The sequence below is a fragment of the Streptomyces sp. NPDC097617 genome, from assembly GCF_044761485.1.
Taxonomy (GTDB): Bacteria; Actinomycetota; Actinomycetes; order Streptomycetales; family Streptomycetaceae; genus Streptomyces.
In genome coordinates this window covers 82,363-96,128 of record NZ_JBIWCL010000003.1, presented here as the reverse complement: position 1 = coordinate 96,128, position 13,766 = coordinate 82,363, and the positions used below count along the sequence as shown (strand labels likewise).

General features: G+C 70.5%; 16 protein-coding genes. 6 read left to right on the top strand and 10 right to left on the bottom strand.

Annotated features, from left to right (window positions below; genetic code table 11):
- Positions 1 to 349: 349 nt before the first annotated feature.
- Positions 350 to 1,129, top strand: coding sequence for a DUF4190 domain-containing protein (locus ACIQZO_RS06745; RefSeq protein WP_403621194.1), 780 nt, complete (start codon positions 350 to 352; stop codon positions 1,127 to 1,129).
- Here the strand turns inward: ACIQZO_RS06745 and ACIQZO_RS06740 are convergent.
- Positions 1,024 to 2,151, bottom strand: coding sequence for a helix-turn-helix domain-containing protein (locus ACIQZO_RS06740; RefSeq protein WP_403621191.1), 1,128 nt, complete (start codon positions 2,149 to 2,151; stop codon positions 1,024 to 1,026). The two genes, ACIQZO_RS06745 and ACIQZO_RS06740, sit on opposite strands and share 106 nt — an antisense overlap.
- 454 nt (positions 2,152 to 2,605) lie before the next feature.
- Between ACIQZO_RS06740 and ACIQZO_RS06735 the strand changes: the two genes are divergently transcribed.
- Genes ACIQZO_RS06735 through ACIQZO_RS06725 form a run of 3 tightly spaced genes read left to right on the top strand, consistent with a single transcriptional unit; the run spans position 2,606 to position 4,763 of the window.
- Entirely contained in the window at positions 2,606 to 3,049 is a 444-nt protein-coding gene (locus ACIQZO_RS06735; protein ID WP_403621188.1) for a hypothetical protein, read from the top strand.
- Positions 3,046 to 4,446, top strand: coding sequence for a hypothetical protein (locus ACIQZO_RS06730; RefSeq protein ID WP_403621185.1), 1,401 nt, complete (start codon positions 3,046 to 3,048; stop codon positions 4,444 to 4,446). Before ACIQZO_RS06735 ends, ACIQZO_RS06730 begins: the two co-directional genes overlap by 4 nt.
- Positions 4,443 to 4,763, top strand: a complete 321-nt coding sequence (locus ACIQZO_RS06725) for a hypothetical protein (RefSeq protein ID WP_403621182.1) — start codon at positions 4,443 to 4,445, stop codon at positions 4,761 to 4,763. Before ACIQZO_RS06730 ends, ACIQZO_RS06725 begins: the two co-directional genes overlap by 4 nt.
- Positions 4,764 to 4,867: 104 nt before the next feature.
- On the opposite strand, the gene ACIQZO_RS06720 is transcribed toward ACIQZO_RS06725, so the two are convergent.
- The 5 genes from ACIQZO_RS06720 to ACIQZO_RS06700 all read right to left on the bottom strand — a co-directional run bounded on the left by ACIQZO_RS06720 (position 4,868) and on the right by ACIQZO_RS06700 (position 9,283).
- Entirely contained in the window at positions 4,868 to 6,187 is a 1,320-nt protein-coding gene (locus tag ACIQZO_RS06720) for a dicarboxylate/amino acid:cation symporter (RefSeq protein WP_403621180.1), read from the bottom strand.
- Positions 6,188 to 6,558: 371 nt separating this feature from the next.
- Positions 6,559 to 6,831 (bottom strand): DUF4229 domain-containing protein, encoded by a 273-nt coding sequence (locus ACIQZO_RS06715; protein WP_403622092.1) that lies wholly within the window; start codon positions 6,829 to 6,831, stop codon positions 6,559 to 6,561.
- 149 nt (positions 6,832 to 6,980) lie between these two features.
- Positions 6,981 to 7,505, bottom strand: a complete 525-nt coding sequence (locus tag ACIQZO_RS06710; RefSeq protein WP_403621177.1) for a GNAT family N-acetyltransferase — start codon at positions 7,503 to 7,505, stop codon at positions 6,981 to 6,983.
- Positions 7,506 to 7,604: 99 nt separating this feature from the next.
- Positions 7,605 to 8,768: an aminofutalosine synthase MqnE gene (mqnE, locus tag ACIQZO_RS06705; protein ID WP_266381746.1), complete on the bottom strand. Its 1,164-nt coding sequence runs from the start codon at positions 8,766 to 8,768 to the stop codon at positions 7,605 to 7,607.
- Positions 8,769 to 8,827: 59 nt separating this feature from the next.
- A complete protein-coding gene (locus tag ACIQZO_RS06700; protein WP_403621173.1) occupies positions 8,828 to 9,283 on the bottom strand; it encodes an Lrp/AsnC family transcriptional regulator in 456 nt (151 codons plus the stop codon).
- A 123-nt stretch (positions 9,284 to 9,406) separates the two neighbouring features.
- On the opposite strand from ACIQZO_RS06700, the gene ACIQZO_RS06695 reads away from it, so the two are divergent.
- Positions 9,407 to 9,544, top strand: a complete 138-nt coding sequence (locus ACIQZO_RS06695; protein ID WP_403621170.1) for a hypothetical protein — start codon at positions 9,407 to 9,409, stop codon at positions 9,542 to 9,544.
- Here the strand turns inward: ACIQZO_RS06695 and ACIQZO_RS06690 are convergent.
- Entirely contained in the window at positions 9,541 to 10,227 is a 687-nt protein-coding gene (locus tag ACIQZO_RS06690) for a UbiX family flavin prenyltransferase (RefSeq protein WP_403621167.1), read from the bottom strand. The two genes, ACIQZO_RS06695 and ACIQZO_RS06690, sit on opposite strands and share 4 nt — an antisense overlap.
- 89 nt (positions 10,228 to 10,316) lie before the next feature.
- On the opposite strand from ACIQZO_RS06690, the gene ACIQZO_RS06685 reads away from it, so the two are divergent.
- Positions 10,317 to 10,913: a rhomboid family intramembrane serine protease gene (locus tag ACIQZO_RS06685; RefSeq protein ID WP_403621164.1), complete on the top strand. Its 597-nt coding sequence runs from the start codon at positions 10,317 to 10,319 to the stop codon at positions 10,911 to 10,913.
- On the opposite strand, the gene mqnP is transcribed toward ACIQZO_RS06685, so the two are convergent.
- From mqnP to ACIQZO_RS06670, 3 genes are read right to left on the bottom strand one after another with little or no spacing between them, the layout of a single operon-like run.
- Positions 10,910 to 11,833 carry a menaquinone biosynthesis prenyltransferase MqnP gene (mqnP, locus tag ACIQZO_RS06680; RefSeq protein ID WP_403621161.1) on the bottom strand — a complete coding sequence of 308 codons (924 nt, stop codon included), beginning with the start codon at positions 11,831 to 11,833 and terminating at the stop codon, positions 10,910 to 10,912. The genes ACIQZO_RS06685 and mqnP overlap by 4 nt on opposite strands.
- Complete coding sequence (locus ACIQZO_RS06675; protein WP_403621158.1) at positions 11,830 to 12,306, bottom strand: hypothetical protein; 477 nt, start codon at positions 12,304 to 12,306, stop codon at positions 11,830 to 11,832. The genes mqnP and ACIQZO_RS06675 overlap by 4 nt, the downstream gene beginning before the upstream one ends.
- On the bottom strand, positions 12,303 to 13,757 hold the full coding sequence (locus ACIQZO_RS06670) for a menaquinone biosynthesis decarboxylase (RefSeq protein ID WP_403621156.1): 1,455 nt from the start codon (positions 13,755 to 13,757) through the stop codon (positions 12,303 to 12,305). Before ACIQZO_RS06670 ends, ACIQZO_RS06675 begins: the two co-directional genes overlap by 4 nt.
- Positions 13,758 to 13,766: the final 9 nt, after the last annotated feature.

The window sequence follows — 13,766 nt, the reverse complement described above, 5'->3', positions numbered from 1 at the left end:
CTCCACGCCACCGCCCCACACGCCGGACGCGAGGGTGGTCCGCAGGTAGTCGCCGAAATCACGCTGTTCACGCCCCAGCACCCGCTGCACACCGTCCGCGAGCGACGCGAAGCGCCCCTTCGCCGATCCAGCCGTGGAGCACGTTCAGCAGGGCGGCGAAATCCGCCGGCAGACCGTGCCGCGCGGCGTGGCCGGCGAACTCCTCCGCCGAGGCGGAGCGGTGGGTGATCTCCCCCGAGGGGTGTCGGACCCGCCAGGTAGCGTGAGGGCCGCACGACAACATCGGCAGGCATGCATCGGGGCACGGGTGTTGATCGTGACCCACCCTCGAGCAAGGAGCTCCACCAGCATGTCCATACCGCCGCAGCCACCGTCCGCTCCCGGCCCGTACTCGCAGCCGGGACCCTACGGACAGCCGGGCCAGCCCGGACCGTACGTCGGTGGCCCGCAGGGCTGGTACGCGCCGCAGTCGCAGAAGACCAACGCGCTGGCCATCGTGGCGTTCGTGATGTCGCTCGTCTGCGCGCTGCCGCTGGTCCCGCTGGTCCTCGGCTTCGTCGCCCTCTCCCAGATCCGCACGCGCGGCGAGAAGGGCAAGGGCCTCGCCATCGCGGCGATCGTCATCCACGGCGTGACCATCGCGTTCTACGGGATCTTCGTCGTCCTCGGCCTCACCGGCGCGCTGGACGACACCCCGCCGAAGCGCGACACCAGCGGTGCGGTCACCGAACCGGCCTCCAGCGGCGTGAACGACGTCCGCGTGGGTGACTGCTTCAACACCACCGACGATCTGTCGGACTACCACGACAAGGAAGGCGGCCAGGCCGCCCTCTCCGTGCGCATCGTGCCGTGCGCCCAGCCGCACAAGGGCGAGACCTACGCCGTCATCAACCTGGACGACGGCGTGTACCCGGGCGCGGACAAGATCATCGCCATTGCCGAGGAGAAGTGCGCCGGCCAGGCACTGATCTCGTACGTGGGCGCGGACGCGAAGCTCCCGGACAAGCTGGAGATGTACTACTACTACCCGCAGGCCAGCACCTGGATCCGCGACGACCGCAAGATCAGCTGCTTCGTGGGCGACCCCACCGGCCCGTCCACCGGATCGGTCCGCGTCACCGGTTCCTGATCCGCGCCCTTCTCGGGCGGCGGGCAATCGCGGCAGCGTCCCGGTTGCGGGGCGCGGAAGGCCCGATCGCAGCCGCCGCAGGTCTGGAACGGGTCCGGCCGTCTCGCGTCCCGCACCACCGGACCCGCCGGCGCCCTCGGCTCCGGGGGCAGGTGGGGCGGGATCAGCTCGGTGAGCCGGTACGCGAGTACGGACGCGGGGCGCCGCATCTGCACCGGCAGGTCCGCGGACAGGGCCCGCGCGACCGTCTCGGGAGCGACCCCGCGCTCCAGCCAGGCCGATACGCCCGGCGCGAGGCGCAGTACGTCGCGCTCGGCCAGCAGCAGCCGCGGATCGCGCCGCCGCAGCCCGGCGAGCAGGTCGGTCGCACCGGGGTGCACGGGCCGCTCCGCGGGTGAGGCCATGTCGTCCGGCGCGGGCCGCTCGGGTACGGGTACGGGAGGTGCGGGCGGTGCGGGCGCGGGCCCGTAAGCCCCCCGCGGCTCCGGCTGCGGCTGCGGCTCCGGCTGCGGCTCCGGCTCCGGCTCCGGCTCCGGCTCCGGCTCCGGCTCCGGCTGCGGCTCCGGCTGCGAATTCGGCACCCGCACCGGCTGCGGCACCTGCGGCACCGGCACCCGGTCCGGTGGAGGGGGTGGCTCCGGCGGCCCCTCCGCGAGGGCACCCGGCACGTTGTACGAGTACGTCCGCGTCACCACCTGCCCGGTCGCCAGCCGCTCGCGCCGCCGCTCCAGGAAGCCGTGCCTCTCCAACTCCCGCAGGGCGCCGGCGATCCGGATCTCCCCCTCCGGGAACCGCGCGGCGAGCGCCTTGACGCTGACCGGGGACCCGGCGGACAGCGACTGGATGTGCACCGCGAGGCCGATCGCCATCGCGGACAGTTCGCCGTGCTGGGAGAGGCAGTTGGCGACCACGGTGTAGTGACGGCCGAGCCGCACGTTGACGTGCATGACACCGGTTCGGGGGGTCCCGGAGGGAACGCGGGACGAGACGCGCACGGGCGCGATAAGGTGCTCAGGAGCCATGGGGAAGGTCTAGCTTCCTACTTGGTCAGGCCCTCGCCGGGATTCGCCGTCCTGTCGGGGGCCGTCTCATTTCTGTGGTTGTCGGGGCGAGCATATGCCAAGCAACCAGTTGGAAATCCAGCCCAGTTGCCACGATTCACCCGACCGAGCGACGCAAGCCGGTGGGGTGGGGTCGGTTGGTTCTTTCCCCGGTTCTTTAACTCCTTTTACGTCTTGGCGCACCGGGTCACGACTGCCCACGACCCGGTGCCACCGCCGCTCGGCCGCCCCGTGACACGGCCCCCTCCACCCCCTCGACGCTCGTCGATCCTCGCGGAACCGTTCGGCCCGCTCTCCGCGTCTCCGCTCCGAGAGCGGCACCAGCGCACCATTTCATGGACGCATATCCCCGTATTAGCATGCACATGACCGACTGGTTCCGGCCATGTCCTGTTGCCAACTCCCCAGGGGACACATGACGTTCGACGCGGAATGGGCTGCGCACAAAGCTGCGGCCCTCGCACGGCAGTCACCCGTCATGCGGCTCCATCACGCCCCCGCCGACGGCGGCGCGGCGGGGAGTCCGGCCGGGAGCCTGGTGGCCGGGGCCGCCTCCATCAACGGCAACGCCAACCTGCTGATCGAGATCGCCGCGCTCCTCCACGAGGGCCGGCCCGACGGTGACGCGAGCACGATGGCACGCGCCCCGCGGGCGCACGCCGACGTCTCGACGGAGGTCCTGCGCTTCGCCCGGTTCGCCGACGACCAGTTCAAGGACACCGTCCACCTGCTCGCCGCCCTGGCCACGCGGCTGAAGACGACCGGCACCAACTTCGCCCAGGTGGACGACGGCACCGCCCGCTCCTTCCTCGGCACCCTCCTCGAATCGGGGCAGTACGTGAAACCGGAAGCCAAGTGAGCGGGCTCAGCCACCGCAAGGACGTCGAGTTCCTGGAGGAGTGCAACCCGGCGCTGGTGGAGCGCAACGCCGCCGAGTTCAAGCGGCTGCGCGATCTGCTCGTCCAGGCCGAAGAGCCCGCCCGGCGCGCCGAGACCCGTACCGAGTGGCACAGCGACGGCAGCCACACCTACACCGCGCGCCTCTCCGAGGCGCGGCAGCTCGTCCAGCACATCGCCGAGGGGTACGACAAGGCGGCGAGCGCCCTGCACGCGTACGCGGCGGCCCTGACGACTGCCAAGTCCCACTACGCGAACGGCAAGGGCTCCGAGCGCAAGCTCGCCACCCTGATCGCCACGAAGGGCACCGCGATCACGCGTACCGCCCAGGAGGCAGAGCCGATGCGCCAGTGGGAGGACATGCGGGCGACGACCGGTTTCCTCGACGGTCTCGCCGAGCTCACGATGGACGTGGACGACATCCGCGAGGAGGCGAACCGCCTCCACGACGACGCCGGCGGCAACTTCCAGCTGGCCAGGACCGCCGAGCAGGAGGCCCGCAGCTCGTGCGTCCACGCGCTGAAGCAGGCGTACGAGCTGCTGCCCGAGTTCAAGCTGAAGGGCGGGGCGGGCGGGGTCGACATCTACGCGGCCATGGCCGACATCCGCCGCGAGGCGGCGGAGGCCCGCACCAACCCGCTGACCCATCTGCCGGGCAGCGGCCCGAAGAAGGACATGACGGGCCCGGTCGGGCCGGACACCCCGGTCTCCCCGCAGCTCCGCGACATCCGGATGCGGGTCGCGGGGCTGCCCGACGCCGCCGACAACTACTGGGTCCCCCTCGTCACGGACGGCATGCACGCGGACTGGGTCTCCCAGAACAAGGAGCTCCTGCGGGCGGCGGCCAAGAACGCGGGACTGCCGCAGGAGCTGCTCGCGGGCGTGGCCTGGCAGGAGATCGGCGGCTATCAGCCGGGCCTGCTGGACGACGTGACCGCAACGATCCGTGAACAGGCCGCGGCTCCGTGGGGCCTGAGCCCGGTCACCCCCGAGAATCTCCCGTGGCGTCTCGGCGGGAAGCTGGACGAGACCTCCTACGGACCGATCGCCATCCAGCTGCGCCGCGGCGCCGAGGTGCTCGGCTACGACCCGGCGAACCTCACCGACCACCAGCGGACCCTGGTGGAGGAGGCCCTCCAGGATCCCCAGCAGAATGCCTACATAGCCGCCGGCTACCTGGCCCAGATCAAGGCGGAGAGCGGTCTCGCCGATGTGCCGGCCGACCGGATGACGGAGGCCCAGATGCGGGAGATCGCCGCCCGCTACAACGGAGGACCCTACTGGGACCTCCCCAAGGCCCAGGGCTACGGTGACCGGTTCCTCGGAAACCTCGGCCAAGCGAAGGACGCAATGCGATGACGTACCCCCGCGAGAGCATCGACCTGCCCGAGGATCAGGGCTGCCTGCGGTGGGTGCTGGGGGTCCCGCTCGGGATCATCCACCTGCTGAACGCCGTCGCCGTGTTCGGGGCCCTCTTCGCCGGACCCCGGGCGGAGTGGGACCACCAGGGGTACGAAGGCGTCTCCGCGATGTGCTTCGTCTCCGTGTCGCTGAGCGTGCTGGGCCTGCTCATCACCGCCGTCCCGAGCGTGCGCCGGACGATGGGCCTGTGGTGGTTCGCCCCGCCCCTCCTCCTCGGGCTGACGGCGTACATCCGCGGCGCGACGCTCGGCTGAGACCCGACCGCGCGGGCGTCGGCGCGCGGGATGCGCGAACGCCGCAGCCCCCGCCCGGACGGGGCGGGGGCTGCGGCGAGCGGTGCGGTGCGGTGCGCCGGCGGTCAGGCAGCGACGGCGACCTGTTCGGCGGCCGGAGCCGGCTCGTCCAGCGGGGAGGCCGAGGCGGAGGCGTAGGCCTCCTTGTCCAGGATCCCCTCGCGGGCCGAGACGATGACCGGGACCAGGGCCTGGCCGGCCACGTTGGTGGCGGTGCGCATCATGTCCAGGATCGGGTCGATCGCCAGCAGCAGGCCGACGCCGGCGAGCGGCAGGCCCAGGGTGGAGAGGGTCAGCGTCAGCATGACGGTGGCGCCCGTCAGACCGGCCGTGGCGGCCGAGCCGATGACCGAGACGAAGACGATGAGCAGGTACTCCTTGATGCCCAGCTGCACGTCGAAGATCTGCGCGATGAAGATCGCGGCGAGCGCCGGGTAGATCGCGGCGCAGCCGTCCATCTTGGTGGTGGCGCCGAACGGGACGGCGAAGGAGGCGTACTCCTTCGGAACGCCGAGGCGCTCGGTGACCTTCTGGGTGACCGGCATGGTGCCGACCGAGGAGCGGGAGACGAAGGCCAGCTGGATGGCGGGCCAGGCGCCCTTGAAGAACTGGATCGGGCTGACCTTGGCGACCGTCGCGAGGAGCAGCGGGTAGACGCCGAACACCACCAGGGCGCAGCCGATGTAGACGTCGGCGGTGAAGGTCGCGTACTTGCCGATCAGGTCCCAGCCGTACGTGGCGATCGCGGTGCCGATGAGGCCGATGGTGCCGATCGGGGCGAGGCGGATGACCCACCACAGGGCCTTCTGGAGCAGTTCCAGGGCGGATTCGGCGAGGTCCAGGACCGGCTTGGCCTTGGCGCCGAGCTGGAGGGCGGCGATGCCGGCGACGACGGCCAGGAAGACGATCTGAAGGACCTTCAGCTCAGTGAAGGGCGTCACGATGTCCGTCGGGACGATCCCGGTCAGGAAGTCGATCCAGGAGCCGGCCCGCTTGGGGTCCTTGCCGTCGGCGGCGGTGAGGCCGGTGCCCGAACCCGGGTCGGTCAGCAGGCCGATGCCGATGCCGATGCCGACCGCGATCAGCGACGTGATCATGAACCAGAGCAGCGTGCGGGTGGCGAGCCGCGCGGCGTTGTTCACCTTCCGCAGGTTGGTGATCGACACCAGGATCGCGAAGAAGACGAGCGGGGCGATGGCCAGCTTCAGCAGCTGGATGAAGATGTCGCCGACCTTCTCCAGGGTGGTGCCGAGCCAGCTGATGTCCTGGCTGCGGGCTATCCAGCCGAAGAGGACACCGAGGGCCAGACCGGCGACGATCTGGGCCCAGAAGGGGAACTTGAACGAGGCCTTGGCAGGGGCCTGGGGGGTCGCGGACACGGACACTCTCCGGAGGTGGCGCACGAAGACAGGGGGAAGTACTGCGGTGGTGAAGCGGTGCGGCAGCAGCCGGAAGGGCCGGCCGGGACCGCTGCTGTATCGATTCAGCTCAACAGCAACAGGCCGCGGACGCGCGGCGGCAGAGGTCGACGTGCAGGCGCGTCACGAGCGGAACGCTCGCGATCAAAGGGTGCGCAACTGTGGTCAACATGTTGAACACGCTAACACCTCTCCTTTGAGAATCTCAAAGGGGCCCTTTGAGACAACGGCGCACGGGGCCCCCTTGCGCGGGCCCGGAAAAACACCACCGCCCCAGCGTTACGGGCGGTGTACCCGGTGCTGGGGCGGTTCGATGTGTGAGGAAGCCAACCGTGGCGTTACGAGGTCACGCGCGCCGCATCGTCGGCCTGGTCCTCCTGGCTGCGGTTCGCGGCGAGCCGCTCCTTCGCACCCGTGACGCGCCCGGAGATCTGCGTGGACATCGCGTCGCGCTGCTTGCGCAGAAGGACGAAGGAGAGCGGGGCGGAGATCACCAGGGCGAGCAGGACGACCCAGGCGACATTCGCGTCCCCGAGCCCCGAGGGCACCCAGCCGAGCCGGACGAGGCCGGCGACGACGACGAGGCATCCGACGAAGATGCCCAGGCGCATCGCGGTGTAGCGGATCGTTGCGCTCGGCTTGAGGGACACGGTGACCCCTTCTCTCTCGTCGTGGTCTGCGGCGGTCGGTGCCCGTCCAGTGAAGCACGCCGGGACCCGCCCGCCGCCCTCCGGGGTGCGGCGGCGGGCGCGGGCGCACGTCAGTACAGCGGCAGCAGCATCGTGATGTCGTCGCGGTCGTCGCCCGGGGCCACGCGGACGGCGCCGGGGACCCGGCCGACCTCCTTGTAACCGCAGGAGGCGTAGAAGTGCTCCAGGCCGAGACCGCCGCGGCAGGTGAGGCGGATGGCGTCGATGTCCCCGATGGAGCGCGCCGCGGCCTCCGTGGCGGCCATCAGCTCGCGCCCGTACCCCTGGCCCTGATGGCGCGGATGGACCATCACCGTGTAGGCCCACAGCCAGTGGAGCTGGAGCCGGTGGGTGTTGTGGGTGAGGAAGGCGGTCGCGGCGACCGCCCCGCCCCCGTCGTACCCGACGAGCAGTCGGCAGCCCCCGTCGGCGGCGGCCGCGAGGTGCTTGTCGAGCGAGGGGCGGATGTCGTCGGGGGTGACCGGGGGCACGAAGCCCACGGCGCCGCCCGCGTTGGAGACGTCGGCCCACAGCGCCAGGATTCCATCACGCAGGGAGGGGTCGACGACCGGGTCCAGGGTGAAAGTAAGGGTCATTTGACAAGTTTACCCATTACCTCATCGGCCCGTCCAGAAAAAGTTAAACCCCGGCCCATGGGCCGGGGTTAACTCGCCGGGAGGCGGTCGGACGAGGGGTCAGACGCGCATCGCCTGCGGGGTCTCGCGCAGACCCGCGTCCGGACCGGGGTACTCGCGGATGATCTCGTAGCGCGTGTTGCGCTCGACCGGGCGGAAGCCGGCTTCCCGGATCAGCTCCAGCAGATCGTCACGGCCCAGCTTGTTCGGGGTGCCGTAGTTGTCCGCGTCGTGCGTGATCTTGTACTCGACGACCGAGCCGTCCATGTCGTCGGCGCCGTGCTGCAGCGCGAGCTGGGCGGTCTGCACACCGTGCATCACCCAGAAGACCTTGACGTGCGGCACGTTGTCGAAGAGCAGCCGCGAGACGGCGAAGGTCTTCAGCGCCTCGGCGCCGGTCGCCATCGTCGTGCGCGCCTGGAGCTTGTTGCGCACCTTGCCGTCCTGCATGTCCACGAAGTCGTGCTGGTAGCGCAGCGGGATGAAGACCTGGAAACCGCCGGTCTCGTCCTGGAGCTCGCGCAGCCGCAGCACGTGGTCCACGCGGTGGCGCGGCTCCTCGATGTGCCCGTACAGCATCGTCGAGGGGGTCTTGAGACCCTTCTCGTGCGCCAGCCGGTGGATGCGCGACCAGTCCTCCCAGTGGGTGCGGTGGTCGACGATGTGCTGGCGGACCTCCCAGTCGAAGATCTCCGCACCGCCGCCGGTGAGCGACTCCAGGCCGGCCTCGATCAGCTCGTCGAGGATGTCGGACGCCGACATCCCCGAGATCGTCTCGAAGTGGTGGATCTCGGTCGCCGTGAACGCCTTCAGCGAGACGTTCGGCAGCGCCTTCTTCAGCTCGGAGAGCGAGCGCGGGTAGTAGCGCCACGGCAGGTTGGGGTGCAGGCCGTTGACGATGTGCAGCTCGGTGAGGCTGTCGTTCTCCATGGCCTTGGCCAGGCGCACGGCCTCCTCGATGCGCATCGTGTACGCGTCCTTCTCGCCCGGCTTGCGCTGGAACGAGCAGTACGCGCACGAGGCGGTGCACACGTTCGTCATGTTGAGGTGCCGGTTGACGTTGAAGTGGACGACGTCACCGTTCTTGCGCGTGCGCACCTCGTGGGCGAGGCCACCGAGCCAGGCCAGGTCGTCCGACTCGTAGAGGGCGATGCCGTCCTCACGGGTCAGCCGCTCGCCGGAGCGGACCTTCTCCTCCAGCTCACGCTTGAGCCCAGCGTCCATGTACCGGTCGCCTCCTTAGATGCCTCTGCCTGTCCTGCGAACCCTGGCCAACCGTACTCTCAGGCTTCCTCGGGAAGTTCCCCGACCCGGTTCTCCCACTTGGTGGAGAGCACGATGGTGGTGCGGGTGCGGGAGACGCCCTTGGTGCCGGAGAGCTTGCGGATGATCTTCTCCAGGCCGTCCACGTCGCCGACCCGCACCTTGAGCATGTACGAGTCGTCGCCCGCGATGAACCAGCAGTCCTCGATCTCCGCGAGGTCGCGCAGCCGCCGGGCCACGTCCTCGTGGTCCGCGGCGTCGGAGAGCGAGATGCCGATCAGCGCCGTGACGCCGAGGCCGAGCGAGGCCGAGTCCACCGTCGCGCGGTAGCCGGTGATCACGCCGGCCGTCTCCAGCCGGTTGATGCGGTCGGTGACGCTGGGGCCGGAGAGGCCCACGAGACGGCCCAGCTCCGCGTACGAGGCACGACCATTTTCCCGTAGTGCCTGGATGAGCTGCCTGTCCACCGTGTCCATTTACGTGGAGCCTTCCATTATTCGGCGATCCTGCAAGTTTAGGTATAGAATCTAAGGCACACAGGGTCAACACCCTGTGAAATCATATCGCTGATCAATCACGATCTTCAGGAGTGGTTCACCGTGTTCACGATCGAGATGGCCTATGCCCACATGCGGGGGCTCCAGGAGCTGGCCAACCGATCCCGTGCCCACCAGCCCGCCGCGGCCTACCGCGTCGACAAGGCCCGCAAGCCGCTGGGCCGCACGAAGAAGGCCTAGTCACCGGCCTGCCCCCGGGCAGCGCGGGAGCCTCCCAGCTCCCCCTCCCAACGGCGGTACAGCAGGTGCGGCACCCCTGCCGCGTCCAGCACCCGCCCCGCGACGAAGTCCACCAGATCCTGGATGTGCGTCGCACCCGTATAGAACGCCGGAGAGGCGGGCAGCACGACCGCGCCCGCCTCGTCCAGCGCCACCAGATGCCGCAGCGTCTGCCCGTTCAGCGGGGTCTCCCGCACCGCGACCACCAGCCGCCGCCGCTCCTTGAGCGTCACGCTCGCCACGCGCTGGAGCAGGTCCTTCGACAGCCCCAGCGCCACCCCCGCCACACAGGCCGTGGACGCGGGGACGATGAGCATCCCCTTGACCGGGTACGAGCCCGAACTCGGGCCCGCCGCCAGGTCTCCCGCGCCCCAGTACCGCACGTCGTCCAGCTCCGGCCGGGCGAAGGTCTCGGGCTTGCCATCGGCTCCCCGCCCCAGCCACTCCCCCAGGTCCTCGCGCCAGTGCGCGTCCCGGAAGGCGATCCCGGTCTCGTCCAGCAGGGTGAGGCGCGAGGCGCGGCTCACCACCAGGTCGACGCTCTCGCCCGCGGCCAGCAGCCCGCGGAGCACCGCCGCCGCGTACGGCGTCCCGGACGCCCCGGAAACCCCGACCACCCACGGGGTGCGCTTGCGCTCAGTCATACCTCCGAGACTATCCGGCCACCACCGATGGGCACTCAGTAAGGTGTCCGGACGTTCCCGTGACGGGACGCGGCGAGGGGACGAAGCGGATGAGCACGACGGTGGATCCGGGCTGGACGCAGCTCGACCGGGCCAAGGCGGCCGGGAAGCTGATGGCCGGCTGGGTGGCCCTGCTGTGGCTGATCGAGCTGGTGGACGCGGCCACCGGGCACGCGCTGGACGGGTACGGAATCGTCGCCCGCGCACCGGACGGGCTCACCGGGATACCGCTCGCGCCCTTCCTCCACTTCGGCTTCGACCATGTGGCGGCCAACACCGTCCCGCTGCTGGTCCTCGGCTTCGTCGCCGCCCTCAGCGGCATCCGCCGCTTCCTCGCCGTGTGCGCCGCCGTCGTCGTGGCGGACGGGCTCGGCGTCTGGCTGGTCTCCCCGTCGGACACCGTCACGGCGGGCGCCTCGGGCCTGATCTTCGGCCTCTTCGGCTACCTGCTGGTCCGCGGCTTCGTGGAACGGCGCCCGCTGGGCGTGGTGGTGGCGGTGGTGATCGCCGCCGTCTGGGGCAGCACCGTCCTCCTCGGCATCCTGCCGACGGACTCGGGAGTCAGCTGGCAGGGCCACCTCTTCGGCCTCCTGGCGGGCGCCGCGGCGGCCTTCGCCCTCCCGCGCCGCACACCGGACGCCGGCTAGAAGGTCAGGCCCCGTACGGCCAGATCCCCCAGGGCGCAGACGAACAGGGCGATCCCGATGAAGCCGTTGACCGTGAAGAAGGCCCGGTTCAGGCGGGACAGGTCGTGCGGCTTCACGATCGTGTGCTCGTAGAGGAAGGCCGCGACGACGACCGCCAGGCCGGCCCAGAACAGCACGCCCGCGTCCGTGGCGAGCGCGTACCAGGCCAGCAGGGCCGTGGTCACCACGTGCGCGCCGCGCGCGCCCCAGAGGGCGGCCGGGACGCCGAAGCGGGCGGGGACGGACTTGACGCCCTCCGCGCGGTCGGCGGCCACGTCCTGGCAGGCGAAGATCAGGTCGAAGCCGCCGATCCACACGCCCACCGCCAGGCCCAGGATCACCGCGTCCCAGGACCATGTGCCGGTGACCGCGAGCCAGGCCCCGACCGGGCCCATCGCCTGGGCCAGGCCCAGGATGGCGTGCGGGAAGTTCGTGAACCGCTTGCCGTACGGGTAGACCACCATCGGGATCACGGCGACCGGCGCGAGCGCCAGGCAGAGCGGGTTGAGCAGCGCCGCGGAGCCGAGGAAGACGAGGAGCGCGATCCCGGCGCCGGTCCAGGCCGCGCGGACCGACACCGCGCCGGTGACCAGCTCACGGCCGGCCGTGCGCGGGTTCCGGGCGTCGATCTCGCGGTCGATGATCCGGTTGGCGGCCATCGCGAAGGTCCGCAGCCCCACCATGCAGATGGTGACCAGGAGCAGGACGCCCCAGTGGATGCGCCCGTCGAGCCGGGACATGGCGGTGAACGCCGCGATGTAGGCGAAGGGCAGCGCGAAGACCGAGTGCTCGATCAGCACGAGCCTCAGGAAGGCCTTGACCTTGCCGCTCGCCTCCGGCGCGGAGCCGGGGCCCAGGACGTCTTCGGCGGTGGCCATCATGCGAGGCTCCGGCGGAACGCCTCGACCTCGGCGCGCAGCTCGTCGACCGGGAGCGTGCCGAGCTCCAGGTCGAGCGGTCCGCCCTCCGCCCCGGCCGGCGGTACCACCCGGGCGGCCAGGGCGTTGCGGCCCTCGCCGGCGTTGGTGACGCTGAGGACGAGGACACCGTCGGCGAGCTCCAGCTCGCAGTCGCCAGTACCGGCCAGCCCGATCAGCAGCTCGTCCGCGAAGACCGCGGCGTCGCCGTCGGCCAGCTCGGGCAGCTCGAAGGAGCGCCCCTCGCCGTCCGTGCGGTCGGCCATGACCTGCCAGACGCCGGACACCCCGGCGAACTCCTCGGGGGTGACCCCGGCCTGCTCGGCGGCGAGGCGCAGCCCCTGGTCGTTCACGTCGAGTTCGGGGCGCGCCAGTGCGACGCACGGCGTGCCGTCGCCGAGGAACAGGGCGGGGCCGCCCACCACGATCGGGCTCACAGTCCGTACTCCTTCCAACGGCTGTCCACCAGGGCCGCGGTGGCCGGGTCGGACTCGACCATGTCGGGCCAGCCGCCGTCGCGGGTGTAGCCCTCCTCGGGCAGCTTCTTGGTGGCGTCGATGCCCGCCTTGCCTCCCCAGAACTGCTGGTACGAGGCGTGGTCCAGGTGGTCGACCGGTCCCTCGACGACGGTGAGGTCGCGGGAGTAGTCGGTGTTGCCCAGCGCCCGCCAGGAGACCTCGTGCAGGTCGTGGACGTCGCAGTCCTTGTCGACCACGATGATCAGCTTGGTCAGCGACATCATGTGCGCGCCCCAGATGGCGTGCATGACCTTCTGGGCGTGCTTCGGGTACTTCTTGTCGATCGAGACGATCGCGCAGTTGTGGAAGCCGCCCGATTCCGGGAGGTGGTAGTCCACGATGTCCGGCACGATGATCTTGAGCAGGGGCAGGAAGAACCGCTCCGTCGCACGGCCGAGCGGACCGTCCTCGGTCGGCGGGCGACCGACCACGATCGACTGGATGAGCGGACGCCTGCGCATCGTCACGCAGTCGATCTTCAGGGCCGGGAAGGGCTCCTGCGGGGTGTAGAAACCGGTGTGGTCGCCGAAGGGACCCTCCGGGAGCATCTCGCCGGGCTCCAGCCAGCCCTCGATCACGACCTCGGCGTTGGCCGGGACCTGGAGCGGGACCGTCTTGCAGTCGACCATCTCGATCCGCTTGCCCGCGACGAAGCCGGCGAACAGGTACTCGTCGATGTCGCCCGGCAGCGGCGCCGTGGACGCGTACGTCACCGCGGGCGGGCAGCCGAAGGCGATCGCGACCGGCAGCCGCTCGCCCTTGGCGGCGGCGACGGCGTAGTGGTTGCGGCTGTCCTTGTGGATCTGCCAGTGCATCCCGATGGTGCGCTTGTCGTGGCGCTGGAGCCGGTAGAGGCCGAGGTTGCGCACGCCCGTCTCGGGGTGCTTGGTGTGGGTCAGGCCGAGGTTGAAGAAGGACCCGCCGTCCTTGGGCCAGGTGAACAGGGCCGGCAGCCGGTCCAGGTCCACGTCGTCGCCGGTGAGGACGACCTCCTGGACGGGGGCCTCGCCCTTGATCTTCTTCGGCGGCACGTGGACCATCGAGCCGAGCTTGCCGAAGGCTTCGCGGACCCCGATGAAGCCCTGCGGGAGTTCCGGCTTGAGCAGGCCGCCGATCTTCTCGCTGATCTCGCCGTACGACGTGAGGCCGAGGGCCTTCAGGAGGCGGCGGTCGGTACCGAAGACGTTCATGGCCAGCGGCATCGCCGAGCCCTTGACGTTCTCGAAGAGGAGCGCCGGGCCCCCCGCCTTGTTCACTCTGTCGACGATCTCCCCGACTTCCAAGTACGGGTCGACTTCGGCCTTGATGCGCTTGAGGTCGCCCTCCCGCTCCAGGGCCCGGAGCAGCGAGCGGAGATCGTCGTAAGCCATAGGGGTCAG

What these genes read in the sequence shown, in the direction of transcription:
- ACIQZO_RS06740 (WP_403621191.1), bottom strand. Translation starts at nt 2,151, where the DNA reads ATGGCTCCTGAGCACCTTATCGCGCCCGTGCGCGTCTCGTCCCGCGTT.
- ACIQZO_RS06735 (WP_403621188.1), top strand. Translation starts at nt 2,606, where the DNA reads ATGACGTTCGACGCGGAATGGGCTGCGCACAAAGCTGCGGCCCTCGCA.
- ACIQZO_RS06710 (WP_403621177.1), bottom strand. Translation starts at nt 7,505, where the DNA reads ATGACCCTTACTTTCACCCTGGACCCGGTCGTCGACCCCTCCCTGCGT.
- ACIQZO_RS06690 (WP_403621167.1), bottom strand. Translation starts at nt 10,227, where the DNA reads ATGACTGAGCGCAAGCGCACCCCGTGGGTGGTCGGGGTTTCCGGGGCG.
- ACIQZO_RS06685 (WP_403621164.1), top strand. Translation starts at nt 10,317, where the DNA reads ATGAGCACGACGGTGGATCCGGGCTGGACGCAGCTCGACCGGGCCAAG.
- ACIQZO_RS06670 (WP_403621156.1), bottom strand. Translation starts at nt 13,757, where the DNA reads ATGGCTTACGACGATCTCCGCTCGCTGCTCCGGGCCCTGGAGCGGGAG.
- mqnE (WP_266381746.1), bottom strand. Translation starts at nt 8,768, where the DNA reads ATGGACGCTGGGCTCAAGCGTGAGCTGGAGGAGAAGGTCCGCTCCGGC.
- ACIQZO_RS06715 (WP_403622092.1), bottom strand. Translation starts at nt 6,831, where the DNA reads ATGCGCCTGGGCATCTTCGTCGGATGCCTCGTCGTCGTCGCCGGCCTC.
- mqnP (WP_403621161.1), bottom strand. Translation starts at nt 11,833, where the DNA reads ATGATGGCCACCGCCGAAGACGTCCTGGGCCCCGGCTCCGCGCCGGAG.
- ACIQZO_RS06745 (WP_403621194.1), top strand. Translation starts at nt 350, where the DNA reads ATGTCCATACCGCCGCAGCCACCGTCCGCTCCCGGCCCGTACTCGCAG.
- ACIQZO_RS06700 (WP_403621173.1), bottom strand. Translation starts at nt 9,283, where the DNA reads ATGGACACGGTGGACAGGCAGCTCATCCAGGCACTACGGGAAAATGGT.
- ACIQZO_RS06725 (WP_403621182.1), top strand. Translation starts at nt 4,443, where the DNA reads ATGACGTACCCCCGCGAGAGCATCGACCTGCCCGAGGATCAGGGCTGC.